At 75.6% G+C, this 12,352-nt stretch carries 12 protein-coding genes; 3 read left to right on the top strand and 9 right to left on the bottom strand.

Annotated features, from left to right (window positions below):
* Nucleotides 1–93: 93 nt before the first annotated feature.
* Together O2W15_RS15185 and O2W15_RS15180 are read left to right on the top strand one after the other, a co-directional pair.
* Nucleotides 94–1,611: a Mur ligase family protein gene (locus tag O2W15_RS15185; RefSeq protein WP_269179997.1), complete on the top strand. Its 1,518-nt coding sequence runs from the start codon at nt 94–96 to the stop codon at nt 1,609–1,611.
* Nucleotides 1,612–1,654: 43 nt separating this feature from the next.
* Nucleotides 1,655–2,866, top strand: coding sequence for an MFS transporter (locus tag O2W15_RS15180; RefSeq protein WP_269179996.1), 1,212 nt, complete (start codon nt 1,655–1,657; stop codon nt 2,864–2,866).
* Between the two features lie 64 nt (nt 2,867–2,930).
* Here O2W15_RS15180 and O2W15_RS15175 read toward each other — a convergent pair whose 3' ends face one another.
* The 3 genes from O2W15_RS15175 to O2W15_RS15165 form a co-directional block, all read right to left on the bottom strand.
* Nucleotides 2,931–3,134 carry a hypothetical protein gene (locus O2W15_RS15175; protein WP_269162347.1) on the bottom strand — a complete coding sequence of 68 codons (204 nt, stop codon included), beginning with the start codon at nt 3,132–3,134 and terminating at the stop codon, nt 2,931–2,933.
* Between the two features lie 91 nt (nt 3,135–3,225).
* The gene (locus O2W15_RS15170) at nt 3,226–3,585 is read right to left on the bottom strand and encodes a hypothetical protein (RefSeq protein ID WP_269179995.1); all 360 of its coding nucleotides are present in this window, start codon (nt 3,583–3,585) and stop codon (nt 3,226–3,228) included.
* A 104-nt stretch (nt 3,586–3,689) separates the two neighbouring features.
* Nucleotides 3,690–4,751, bottom strand: coding sequence for a helix-turn-helix domain-containing protein (locus O2W15_RS15165; protein WP_269179994.1), 1,062 nt, complete (start codon nt 4,749–4,751; stop codon nt 3,690–3,692).
* Nucleotides 4,752–4,951: 200 nt separating this feature from the next.
* On the opposite strand from O2W15_RS15165, the gene O2W15_RS15160 reads away from it, so the two are divergent.
* A complete protein-coding gene (locus O2W15_RS15160) occupies nt 4,952–5,773 on the top strand; it encodes an alpha/beta fold hydrolase (RefSeq protein ID WP_269179993.1) in 822 nt (273 codons plus the stop codon).
* A gap of 116 nt (nt 5,774–5,889) precedes the next feature.
* On the opposite strand, the gene malQ is transcribed toward O2W15_RS15160, so the two are convergent.
* Genes malQ through O2W15_RS15130 form a run of 6 tightly spaced genes read right to left on the bottom strand, consistent with a single transcriptional unit; the run spans nt 5,890 to nt 12,331 of the window.
* Nucleotides 5,890–7,818 carry a 4-alpha-glucanotransferase gene (malQ, locus tag O2W15_RS15155; protein ID WP_269179992.1) on the bottom strand — a complete coding sequence of 643 codons (1,929 nt, stop codon included), beginning with the start codon at nt 7,816–7,818 and terminating at the stop codon, nt 5,890–5,892.
* Nucleotides 7,819–7,875: 57 nt separating this feature from the next.
* Nucleotides 7,876–9,084 carry an MFS transporter gene (locus tag O2W15_RS15150; protein WP_269162352.1) on the bottom strand — a complete coding sequence of 403 codons (1,209 nt, stop codon included), beginning with the start codon at nt 9,082–9,084 and terminating at the stop codon, nt 7,876–7,878.
* Nucleotides 9,081–9,680, bottom strand: coding sequence for a TetR/AcrR family transcriptional regulator (locus O2W15_RS15145; RefSeq protein ID WP_269179991.1), 600 nt, complete (start codon nt 9,678–9,680; stop codon nt 9,081–9,083). Before O2W15_RS15145 ends, O2W15_RS15150 begins: the two co-directional genes overlap by 4 nt.
* Complete coding sequence (locus O2W15_RS15140) at nt 9,677–10,246, bottom strand: sugar O-acetyltransferase (protein ID WP_269179990.1); 570 nt, start codon at nt 10,244–10,246, stop codon at nt 9,677–9,679. Before O2W15_RS15140 ends, O2W15_RS15145 begins: the two co-directional genes overlap by 4 nt.
* Before the next feature lie 58 nt (nt 10,247–10,304).
* Nucleotides 10,305–10,919: a TetR/AcrR family transcriptional regulator gene (locus O2W15_RS15135; RefSeq protein WP_269179989.1), complete on the bottom strand. Its 615-nt coding sequence runs from the start codon at nt 10,917–10,919 to the stop codon at nt 10,305–10,307.
* Nucleotides 10,919–12,331 (bottom strand): amidase family protein, encoded by a 1,413-nt coding sequence (locus tag O2W15_RS15130; protein ID WP_269179988.1) that lies wholly within the window; start codon nt 12,329–12,331, stop codon nt 10,919–10,921. Before O2W15_RS15130 ends, O2W15_RS15135 begins: the two co-directional genes overlap by 1 nt.
* Between the last annotated feature and the right edge of the window lie 21 nt (nt 12,332–12,352).

Raw genomic sequence — 12,352 nt, 5'->3', positions numbered from 1 at the left:
CCAACCAGCCGCGCGGTGCGTCGGCGACAGGACGGTCGTGCGCCACCGGATCTCGCACTGCCGGGTACGCGCCGCTGGCCTACCGTCGACCGGGTGTCGCTCCCCGCGGTCCCCTGGGCTGCCGTCGAGTCCCGTGCCCGCAGCGTGGCCGCCGGTCCCGTCGTCCGCTCCGGTGGCGCCGACGACCTGCTGGTGCGGGACCTGGTCACCGATTCGCGGGCGGTGACCCCCGGCTGCCTGTTCGCCTGCGTCCGCGGGGCGAGCAGCGACGGCCACCGGTTCGCCGAGGCCGCCCTGGCCGCCGGGGCTGCGGCGCTCCTCGTCGACCGGCTGCTGCCGCTGGACGCACCGCAGCTGCTGGTGCCGTCGGTCCGCGCGCTGCTCGGGCCGCTGGGCGCCCTGCTGACCGGCGACCCCGCCGAGCACCTGCGGCTGGTCGGCGTGACCGGGAGCAACGGCAAGACGACGACCAGCACGCTGGTGCGCGGCGTGCTCGAGGCCGCCGGTGAGTGCGCCGGAGTGGTCACCACACTCGGCGCACGGGTGGCCGGTCAGACCCGCGGCACCCGGCTGACCACCCCCGAGGCGCCGGAGCTGCACGGGCTGCTGCGCTGGATGCTCGACGCGGGCGCCACCAGCGCGGTGGTAGAGGCCTCCTCCATCGCCCTGGACGTCGGCCGGGTCGACGCCGTGCACGTCGAGGTGGCGGTCTTCACCGGCTTCGAGGAGGACCACCTCGATCACCACGGCACGATCGAGCAGTACTGGGCGAGCAAGGCGCTGCTGTTCACCCCCGAGCGCACCGACAGCGCCGTCATCGTGGTGGACGACCCGTGGGGCCGTCGGCTGGCCGACCAGGCGCGGGTGCCGGTGACCCGGGTGAGCACCCGGCCGGAGGTGCCCGCCGACGTCCGGGTGGTGGGCTGGCGCACCGGCCTGGACGGCACCAGCGTGGTCGTCGAGGACGACGGCGGGCGGCACTGGATCTGCTCGCCACTGGTCGGCCGGGTGCACGTGGGCAACATCGCCGCCGCCTGGGCGACCGGCCGCTCGCTCGGGCTGGCGCCGGAGACCATCGCCGCGGGCCTGGCCACGACCGCGGCACCGGCGGGGCGCAACACCCTGCTGCGCGAGCCGGGTGGGCCGCTCGTCGTCGTCGACTACGCCCACACCCCTCGGGCGCTGGCCGCCGCCGTGCAGACCGCCCGCGACCTCACCGGTCCCGGCGGGGAGGTGCACCTGGTGCTGGGCGCCCGCGGCCGCCGCGACCGGTACAAGCGCCAGGGGCTCGGTGTCTCCGCCCGCGCCGCCGACACCGTGTGGCTGACGAACGAGGGCAGCCACGGCGAGCGGCCCGAGGCGATCGTCGAGGAGCTGCGGGTCGGGCTGATCGGCAGCAGCGCGGTCGTGCACACCGTGCTCGACCGCCGGGAGGCGATCACCGCTGCGGTGGAGGCCGCCGGGAGCCGGGACGTGGTGCTCGTCGTCGGGCGCGGCCACGAGACGACGCTGACCGACGACGGCGCCGCGGTGCCCTTCGACGACGCCGAGGTGGCGCAGGAGGCACTGGACTCCCGGGCCGACGAGTTGGTGGCCGGGCAGGCCTCCTGACCCCGCCGCGGGTGCCGCGGCTCACACGGGCAGGCTCCCGGGCGTGACGACGGGGGAGTGGCCGGGCCACCGGGCCGGTGAGCCGGGCTTCCGGCGGGCCGCGACCGCCGTCTTCCTCGCCGGGATCGCCGTGTTCGTCAGCCTGTACGCCCCGCAGGCCCTGCTGCCGGAGTTCAGCCGCTCCTTCGAGGTGACCCCGGCGGCCTCGACGCTGGTCATCTCGGTGAGCACCGCCGCGCTCGCCGTGGGGCTGCTGGTGCTCGGTCCGCTGTCGGACCGCCGCGGCCGCACCGGCATCCTGCACGCCAGCCTGGCCGCCGCCGCGCTGCTCGCGGTGCTGATCGCGCTGGCGCCGGGGTGGGAGGCGCTGCTGGTGCTCCGCGGGCTGCAGGGCTTCGCCCTGGCCGGGCTGCCCGCCGTGGCGGTGGCCTACCTGCGCGAGGAGCTGCACCCGGCGATGAGCTCGCGGGCCATCGGGCTCTACGTCAGCGGCACCGCGATCGGTGGCCTGTCCGGCCGGCTGCTCACCGGCGTGCTGACCGAGCTGGGCGGCTGGCGGACGGCGCTGGGCGGCGCGGCGGTGGTCGCCGTCGCCTGCGCGGTCGCCGTCCGGCTGCTGCTGCCCCCGGCCCGCCGGTTCACCCCACTCTCCGGGCAGGGGAGGTTGCTGCGCCAGCTGGGCTCGGCGTTCACCGACCCGGCGTTGCTGGCGTTGTACGGGCTGGCCGCGCTGCTGATGGGCGGGTTCGTCGCCGTCTACAACGCCGGCACCTTCCGGCTGGAGTCCGCGCCCTACTCGCTGACGCCCGCGGTGGCCGGGCTGGTGTTCCTGGCGTACCTGCTGGGTTCGGCGAGCTCGCCGACCGCCGGCTGGCTGGCCGACCGGATGGGCCGGCGGGTGGTGGTGCCGGGGGCCGTGGCGTTGATGGCGGCGGGCATCGCACTGACCCTGCCGACGCCGTTGTGGTGCGTCGTCCTGGGGCTGTGCGTGCTGACCGTCGGGTTCTTCGCCGCCCACGGTGTGGCCAGTGGCTGGGTGGCGGCGCGGGCCCAGCTGGGCGGCCGGCCGGTCGGGCAGGCGGCCTCGCTCTACTCGTTCTGGTACTACGTCGGCTCGTCGGTGGGCGGCACGCTGGCCGGCCGGGCCTGGCAGGACGCCGGCTGGCCCGGGGTCGCACTGCTCGCCGGTGGGTGCGCGCTCGCGGCCCTGGTGCTCACCGGCGCGCTCGGCCGCACCCGCTCCCTGCAGCCCTGACCGGACGCGACGAGGGCGGCGACCCGGGGTCCCGGGTGCGCCGCCCTCGTCGGAGCCGGTCGGCTCAGCCCTCGGTGGCGTCGTGCTCGTAGGCGCCGGCCGGGTCGGCGTCGTCGGACTGCACCGCCTGGCGCTCCAGCTCGGTGCGGTGCTCGAGCGCCTCGTCGGACAGGTGCGGGTCCTTGGCGTGCTCGCTGCGGTCCCGGGGGGCCGGCTCCTGCGGGGTCATCACGTCGTCGAGCGTCGGCTCGTCGTGCGGGCTGGTCATCGCGTCCTCCGCTCTCATGGCCCGGCGGTTCCGGGCGGGATCCCCTCCTCGGTATCCCGCGATGGGCCACCCGCAAACCGGGGTGGCCCCGTCAGCCCTGGGCCAGCTGCTCAGCGGGGAGCCAGGCCTCGACCAGCACCGGGCCGTGCGCACCGACGACGGTGTAGGCGACCCGGCCGTGCCAGCCGTCCTCCCGCTGTCGCCACTCCACCAGCAGGCCCGGCCAGGTGCCCGGCGCGTCGGGCGGGTCGTGCACCCAGCAGTGCCGTCCGTGGCCGCCGGCCGGCCGGCGGACGGCGTCGGCCGGGGTCGCGGGCCCGGACGGCGGTGGCCCGGACGGCGGTGGCTCGGACGGCGGGGGCCCGGACGGCGGTGGCCCGGGGAACCCGGACCGGGCTGCGCGGTCGGCCAACGAGCCGGCGTGCCGCCCCCGCTGCATCCCCCCGGCCACCCGGACATCCTCGCACGCCGGTCGAACACACGTTCGAAGCACGCCGGACCGCCGTCGACTGACAGCTGAGCGGGCTTTCCGGCCCCGGGATCCCCGCTCAGCTGTCACTCGACGCCGACGCCGACGCCGACGCCGACGCCGGCGCCGGCGCCGGCGCCGGCGCCGACGCGGGCGCGGGCGCTGGCGCTGGCGACGGCGCCGGGGGGCGGGGGCGTCACCGGGGGTGGTCGCTGGTCGCGCCACTCCCGGGGCGTCGTCCCGAAGGCCGCCCGGAACCGGCGGCTGAAGTGCGACGGGTCGCTGAACCCCCATGACCGGGCGACCGCGGCGATCGGCCGGCCGCCGGGCCGCGCCAGCTCGGCCCGGGCGCCTTCCAGGCGCTGGTCGATGACCCACTGCTCCAGGCTGAACCCGGCTGCCGAGCACAGCCGGTAGAGCTGGCGGACGCTGATCGTGTGCTCGGCCGCGACCCGGGCGGCGTCGAGGTCGGGGTCGGTCAGGTGCTGGTCGACCCAGGTGCGGATCCGGGTCAGCAGGGTCTCGCCCGGCACGGCGCAGGTGGTGCCGTCCGCATCCGCCGCGGAGATGACCAGGGCCCGCGCCAGCTCCACGGTGGCCACGGACAGCGCCGGCCACCCCGGGTCTGCGGTCAGCCTCTCGGCGTCGCGGGTCACCTGGGCGACGTGCGCCCGGACCAGCTCGTACAGCGGGCTGTCCGCCACGTGCGGTGCCGCCCGGCGCACGACGTCCACCGACAGCCCGAGCCGGGCGACCGGGATCTGCAGGGCCCGGCCCGCGCCCTCGGTGTCCCCCCAGGCGAAGGAGTAGGGGGAGGTCACGTCGGTGACCGCGAGGGTGCCAGGGGTCAGGGCACGTTGCCGGCCGCCCTGCTCGTGCCGGCCGGTGCCGTGCTCCTGGACGTAGAGCGACACCACCGGCGGGGCGTCCGGCGGCGGCCGGCGGCGGCCGACGGCCAGGGGACCCACGACGTCGGCGCGCAGCACCGGCAGCCCGCCGAGCTCCCAGGCGTCCAGGCGCACCTGCACCGGTGCCGCCGGCTCGCGCAGCCACACCCGGGAGCCCATCCCGGCCTGTAGCCGCGCGACGACGGCGGCCGGACGGCGGTCGGCACCGGTGAGCTGCCGGCTGTCCAGGACCGTGACCATCGCGCCTCCCCGTGCGGGTGGTCGGCGACGCTGCCGCGAGCACCGACATCCTGTCGCCCCGACCGACTGTGCGGAAGGGCGTCCGTCCCGGGTGGTCGGCACGCAGGGGCCAGCACCGGGCACCGAGGGCACAGTCCCGCGGCGGCGTCGTCCCTAGCGTGCTCAGCGCCATCACCCACAGCACCCACGGAGGAGACGCCATGCCCGTCCTGGCCCACGACGGCATCGAGACCTACTACAAGGACTGGGGGACCGGTCAGCCGATCGTGTTCAGCCACGGCTGGCCGCTGTCGTCGGACGACTGGGACGCCCAGCTGATGTTCTTCGTGCAGCACGGCTACCGGGTCATCGCCCATGACCGCCGGGGCCACGGCCGCTCCACCCAGACCGACGACGGCCACGACATGGACCACTACGCCGACGACCTGGCGGCGCTCACCGCCCACCTGGACCTGCGCGACGCGGTGCACGTGGGGCACTCGACCGGCGGCGGCGAGGTGGTGCACTACATCGCCCGGCACGGCCAGGACCGGGTCGCCAAGGCGGTGCTGATCAGCGCGGTGCCGCCGATCATGGTGCAGACCGACGCCAACCCGGGCGGGCTGCCCAAGAGCGTCTTCGACGGCATCCAGGAGCAGGTGGCCACCAACCGGGCGCAGTTCTACCGCGACCTGCCGGCCACCGCGTTCTACGGCTTCAACCGGCCGGGCGTGGAGCCGGTCGAGGGGCTGATCCAGAACTGGTGGCGCCAGGGGATGATGGGCGGCGCCAAGGCCCACTACGACGGCGTCGTCGCCTTCTCCCAGACCGACTTCACCGACGACCTGAAGAAGATCACCGTCCCGGTGCTGGTCATGCACGGTGACGACGACCAGGTCGTGCCCTACGCGGACTCGGCGCCGTTGTCGGTCGAGCTCCTGCCGAACGGGACGCTGAAGACCTACGCCGGCTTCCCGCACGGCATGCCGACCACCGAGGCGGCCACCATCAACGCCGACCTGCTGGAGTTCATCCGGAGCTGACGGCGGCCGGGGTGCGTACCGGCACCCCGGCGGTGATCACCACGGGCTGGTGGCTGCCTCGCGGCGGCACAGGCAGCCACCAGCCCGGTCTCGCCCCACGATGCGGGGCGCGGTGCTCAGCGGTGCTTGGTCCGGGTGCTCCTGCCGGTGCTCTTGCTCCGCTTGCCGCTCTTGACCTTGCCCTTGGTGGTGACCGGGTGCAGCCCCGCGCCCAGCACCCCCGCGACGGCTTGGACGCCGGGGTGCGCGGCCAGCTCCTCGGTGGGCACCGGCAACGGCAGGCACCAGTTGGGCCGGTCGTTCGCGCCGGGCATGTTGGGCCGGCGCTCCTCGGCGAGCGCGTCGTCCAGCGTCGCCGACAGCAGGGTCGAGGGTGCGGTGGCCAGCTGCCGGTGGGCCGCCTCGACCGCCTCGGCCGGGTCGGCGCCCTCCGGGACGAAGTCCAGGTGCCCGAGCAGCGAGGTGCGGCCGCGCAGCAGCTCCTCCTCGGTGCCCAGCCCGCGTTCCCGCTGCTCGGCCAGGTCGGAGCCGGTCCACAGCCCGGCGACCGTCGGCAGGTCGTGGGTGGTGATCGCGGCCATCGCCTCGGCGGGCCACTGCGCGGGCTCGTCGTCCTCGAACCACAGCAGCCGGTAGGACAGGATCCCGTGCTCGGCCATCGCCTCGCGGACGCCGTCCTCGACGGTGCCCAGGTCCTCGCCGACGACGATGGCCTGCGCCCGGTGGCTCTCCAGGGCGACGATGTCCAGCAGGTCCTCGTGCGGGTAGCGGACGTACGCGCCCTCGGCCGCGCTGCCGTCCGAGGGCACCCACCACAGCCGGAACAGCCCCATCACGTGGTCGACCCGCAGGCCGCCCGCACCGGCCATCGTGGCCCGGATCGACTGGATGAACGGCTCGTAGTCGGCTGCCTGCAGCCGCCAGGGCACCAACGGCGGGGAGCCCCAGTCCTGGCCCTGGCTGTTGAACGCGTCAGGCGGGGCGCCGACGCTCACGCCCTGGGCCAGCACGTCCTGCCAGGCCCAGGCGTCCGCGCCGCCGCCGGCCACCCCGATCGGCAGGTCCTGGATCACGGTGGTGCCCTCGGTGGCCGCCCGCAGCTGGACGTCGAGCAGCCACTGCAACCAGGCGTGGAAGGCGATCTCCCGGTCGTGGCCGGCCACGAAGTCGGCCACGGCACCGCCGCGGGGGTCGCGGAGCGGCTCGGGCCAGGTGTGCCAGTCCGGGCCGTGCTCGTCGGCGAGCGCGCACCAGGTCGCCCAGTCCATCAGCGGCTGACCCTGGTGCCACCACCAGTCGCGGAAGGGCCCCTCGTCGACCCCGGCGTCGAAGACCCGCTGGAGCACCCGGCGCTTGAGCGCCCAGATGGCGTCGCGGTCGATGAGCTCGCCGTCGTTGAGCGCCCGGCCGGCGTCGGCCTCGATGTCGACGGCGTCGGCGCCGGGCACCTCGGCGATCCGCAGGTAGACCGGGTTGCGGAAGCGGCGGGTGGCCGGCAGGTAGGGGCTGTCCTCCTGGCCGGGGGTCGGGGCGACCGCGTGCAGCGGGTTGACCAGCACGAAGCCCGCGCCCTGCGCCTGGGCGAACTCGCGCACGGTGCGCAGGTCGCCGAGGTCGCCGATGCCCCAGCTCTCACGCCCGCGGGTGGCGTACAGCTGCACCGCCCAGCCCCAGGCGCGCCAGCCCTCGGGCAGCCAGCAGCGGCCGGGGGAGACGATCAGCCGCCGCTCCCGGCCGTCGGGAGTGCGCAGCCGGTGGTAGCCGAGCGGGAAGTCCTCGGGGAGCTCGCCGTCGACCTGCCGGGTCTGCCCGTCCTCGCACTCGACGTCGGCGCGGTCGACCTCCAGGGCGTCCCCGGGCCGCGCCACGATCGGCGCCCGGTCGAGGAGGTCCTCGGGCGGGGTGCCGATCACCTCCCGCAGCCGGTCGATGGTGGCCTGCGCGATCGTGTGTTCCTCGTCGAGGGCGTCGAGCCAGCTGGCGTCGATGCCCCATGCGTCCGTCGTCGGGGCGCCGGTCACGGGGTTCGGGGCGGAGCTCGTCACCCCCCGATCCTCACCGGTCGGGGCCGGCTCTGCCGAGTGGGGTGGCTGCGGAGGTGGTCACACCCGGTCCGCCGGTGTCCGGACCGGCGGGCGCAGCGACCCGGCGACCAGCACGGCCACGCCCAGCAGGACGGCGACGACGGTCAGCGCACGCAGCACGGTCACCTGCTGCCCGAGCAGCCCGATCAGCGGCGGCCCGGCCAGGAAGGCGCAGTAGCCGATGGAGGCGACGACGCTGACGCGGGCGGCTGCCCCCGCCGGGTCGTCGGCCGCGGCGCTCATCCCGGTCGGGAAGCCGAGCGAGGCGCCGGCACCCCAGAGCAGGGCGCCGAGGAAGGCGACCGGCGGGGACCCGAACACGAACAGCAGCAGGCCGACGACGGCCAGCCCGGCCAGCAGCCGGATCACCGGGACCCGGCCGTACCGGTCCAGCAGCGAGCCGCCGAACCAGCGGGCCAGGGTCATGGCGGTGAGGAACAGCGCGAAGCCCAGCGTGCCGGTCGTCTCCGACGTGCCGTGGTCGTCGATCAGCGCCACCGCCAGCCAGTCGTTGGCGGTGCCCTCGGCGAAGGAGAAGGCCAGCACGACCACCCCGATCACCAGCGTGCGCGGCTCCCGCCAGGCGGCCAGCGCGCTGAACCGCTCGGCCGGGACCCCGTCGGGGTCGGTGTCGACGTCGGGGACGAACCCCCGCGTGGTGAGCGGCACGACCACCGCGACGAGCACGGCGACCCCGGCCAGGTGGACCGGCACGGGTACGTCGAGGGCGACCATCGCCGTCCCCAGGAGCGCCCCGATGACCGTGCCCAGGCTGAAGCCGGCGTGGAAGCGGGACATGACGACCCGGCCCAGGTGCCGCTCGACGACGGCGCCCTGGACGTTCATCCCGACGTCCCAGGCGCCGTTGGACAGGCCCATGACGAACAGCCCGGCCGTCAGCACGGCCACCGAGGTGACCGAGCCGATGGCGATGACGCCCGTCGCCGCGGCGAGCACGAGCGCCATCACGATCACCGTCGCGCGAGAGCCGATCCGCCCGATCAGGGTGCCGGCCAGCGGCAGGGCGATCACCGACCCGGCGGCGATGGCCAGCAGCACCAGGCCGAGCGCGGCCGGGTCGAGGTCGAGCCGGTCGCGGACCTGCGGGATCCGGCTGGCCCAGCTGGCGAAGGCGAACCCCGCGCCGATGAAGGCGACGTAGACCGCCCGCATGGCCGTGGTCACCTGGGCCGGGTCGGGCGACCGGCGGACGTCGGTGCTGGTCAACGCGGGAGCTCCTGGGAGTCGGTGGGCCGAACGGCCCGGGCGATGATCTCGTGGGTCTCGGCACGGGAGACCGGCCGGGTGGAGAGGACCTTGTGCATGACCAGGCCCTCGACCAGCGCGTCGAGCCCCCGTGAGGTGGTCGGGTCGACGAACCGCTCGAGCACCCCGCGGCTGCGGCGCATCCACGACTCGGTGACCGACCGCAGCGCCGGGTCGCGCAGCGCAGCGAGGAAGAGCTCGTAGGCCACCGCCCAGTCGCGGTCGTCGGCATCGGCGTCGGCGTGCACCAGCTCGGTGACGGCGTCCACGACGTCTGCGGTGCTGGCGACCTCGGCGAAGTGCGCCTCGTACTTGACCGCCATCCGCTCGGCGTGCAGGGCGAAGGCCTGCGCGCGCAGGTCCTCCAGGCCGGTGAAGTGGTAGGTCAGCGAGCCCAGCGGGACGTCGGCGGCCGCGGCGATCAGCCGGTGGGTGGTGCCGGCGACGCCGTGCTCGGCGATGACGTCGACGGTCGCCTCGACGATCCGCGCCGCCCGGTCGGGGTCGTGCCGCCGCACCGGCCGGTCGCCCGTCTCGGAGTCGGGGGCCTGGCTCACGGGAGCGGTCGGACGACGCGGGCCGGGCTGCCGACCGCGACGACGTCGGCGGGCAGGTCCCGGGTGACCACCGAGCCGGCGCCGACCACCGTGTTGGCGCCGATCGTGACGCCGGGGCAGACGATCACACCGCCGCCGAGCCAGACGTTGTCCTCGACGACGATCGGCTCGGCGGACTCCCACTTGTCCCGGCGCGGGCCGGGCTCCAGCGGGTGGGTCGCGGTGAGCAGCTGGACGTTCGGGCCCATCTGTACGTCGTCACCGATGGTGATCCGGGCGACGTCGAGGCAGACCAGCCCGAAGTTCGCGAAGGTGCGCGCGCCGACCGTGGTCTGGGAGCCGTAGTCGCAGTGGAACGGTGCGCGGATCTCACTGCCCGGGCCGAAGGCGCCGAGCAGCTCCTCGAGCACGGCACGTCGGGCGGCCCCGTCGGTGGGGTCCATCGTGTTGTAGCGGTGGGTGAGCGACTGCGCCCGGGTGCTCTCCGCCGCCAGCTGCGGGTCGTCGGCGATGTACGGGTCGCCGGCGAGCATCCGGTCGCGCATCGAGCGCGGGTCGTCCGTCATGTGTACGAGCGTACACATCACTGTGTACGCGCGTACACATCCGGGTGTGGGCGGCGGGTCACTCGCGGACCGGGTCGGCCGACAGGTCCGCCGCGATCCCGGCGAGCAGGCCGTCCAGCCCGGGCAGCTGGTAGCTCCAGAACCCGGTGACGAGTGCGCGCGCGTGCTCGTCGTCCGTGGCGGTCGACAGGATCCGCGCCACCGCACGCCGGGTGTTGTCGAAGACGAGGTGGAGCAGGTCCCGGTGCACGGGCCGGGGGGTGCCCGGCAGCGCGCGCACGGTGTGGTCGACCAGGCGCTGCACGAAGGCGGCGGGGTACCCGGCCACGGGCGTGCCGTCGGCACGGTCCAGCAGCACGCTGACGGCCAGCCGGTGCGCGAGCCAGAAGTCCAGCAGCTCTGCGGCGGCGGCGGCGCGGTTGCCGCTCCCCTCGGCGAGGGCTGCGATCCGGCCGTCCAGCAGCTCGTCGTGGCGGGCGGCGAGCTCGGGGGGCACCACCTCGGCGAACAGCGCCTCCTTGGACGGGAAGTACCGGTAGACGTTCCCCGGGGCCGTGCCGGCGACGGCGGCGATGCCGGCCATCGAGGTCCCCGCGTAACCCTGGTCGGCGAAGCACCGCAGTGCGGCGGCCCGGATGCGGGCGCGCACCGCTTCCTTGAGGACCTGCGCCATCAGCTGCGCCCCGCCAGCCAGTCGACGTCGGGCTGCACGTCGGCCCACGGTGCGGCGGCCTCGAGCTCGTGGGCCAGGGCCAGCAGGAGCCGGTCCGCCCCCGGCCGGGCGGCGAAGTGGACGCCCACCGGCAACCCGCCCGAGCGACCCAGCGGCACCGACATCGCCGGGCACCCGGCGATGTTGTCCATCGGGGTGTAGCCGACGGCCTCCTCGGTGCGGCGGATCAGCGTCTCCCGGCCGGCTGCCGGCGACAGGTGGCCCAGTGGCCAGCAGACCCGGGCCAGGGTGGGGCTGAGGACCACGTCGCAGTGCTCGAACAGGGCGAGCCGGGCCCGGGTCGCGTCGGTGAACGCCCGCTCGCCGTCGGCCCGGGCCGTGGGGCCCAGCCCCGCTGCCCAGTCGATCAGCTCGAGCGTGAACGGCTCCAGCTCCGCGGGCCCCGGCGGGCGGCCGAACAGGGGCGTGACCATCGCCGCGACGTCGGTCATGGTCCGGGCCGCCGCGGAGAAGAAGGCGCGGCTGAGAGCGTCGCCGTCCACGTCCTGCGCCGGAGCCGCCTCGACGTGGTGCCCCAGCGCCGCGCACAGCTCGGCGGCGCGGGCGACCTCCCGGGCCACGGCGTCCTCCGGTTCGCGCCCGGTGAGGGTCTGCGTGAGCACGGCGATCCGGAGCCGCGCGCCGTCCGGTCCGGTGACCAGCCCGACCGGCGGGTGGACCGCGTCGGGGCCGGTGCGCTCGGTCGCGGCCAGGAGGTGGGCGCTGTCCCGCACGCTGCGGCTGATGCAGTGCTCGACCACCAGGGCCGGCAGTCCGGGCAGCTCTGGTCCGGACGGGACGGTCCGCAGGTTCGAGGGCTTGAAGCCGAACAGGCCGGTGAGGCTGGCCGGCACCCGCAGCGAGCCCCCGGCGTCGTTGCCGTGGGCCAGCGGCACGATCCCGGCAGCCACCAGGGCGGCCGAGCCGCCCGAGGAGCCGCCGGCCGACAGTCCCTCACCCCACGGGTTCAGCGTCGGTCCGCGGAGCGCGGACTCGGTGCTGCCCAGCAGCCCGAACTCCGAGCTGGTGGTCGAGCAGAGGACGGCGAGTCCGGCGTCCCGTAGCCGGGCGGCGTAGGGAGAGACGCCGGGTGCCGGGTTCGTGGCCATCAGCCGTGAGCCCATGGTCCACCGCAGCCCGGGCCAGGCCAGCAGCTCCTTGACGGCGAACGGGACGCCGGCCAGCGGACCCTCTGCGGTGGGCTCGGCGGGCGCCTCCGCGACGGTGTCGGCGACCGCGTTCAGGGTGGGGAGGTCGGCGATCAGGCCGCGGGCGGTCTCGGCCAGGTCGGCGGCGGACACCTCTCCCGCGCGGACCAGGCGGGCCATCTCCACCCCGTCCCACCTGCGGTACTCCTGCGCAGCGATGAGCATGGACGAACAGTGAACGCCTCA

Source organism: Modestobacter sp. VKM Ac-2979 (assembly GCF_026967995.1).
Taxonomy (GTDB): domain Bacteria; phylum Actinomycetota; class Actinomycetes; order Mycobacteriales; family Geodermatophilaceae; genus Modestobacter.
The sequence above is the reverse complement of the archived record's forward strand: the minus strand, read 5'-3'. Positions and strand labels throughout refer to the sequence as shown.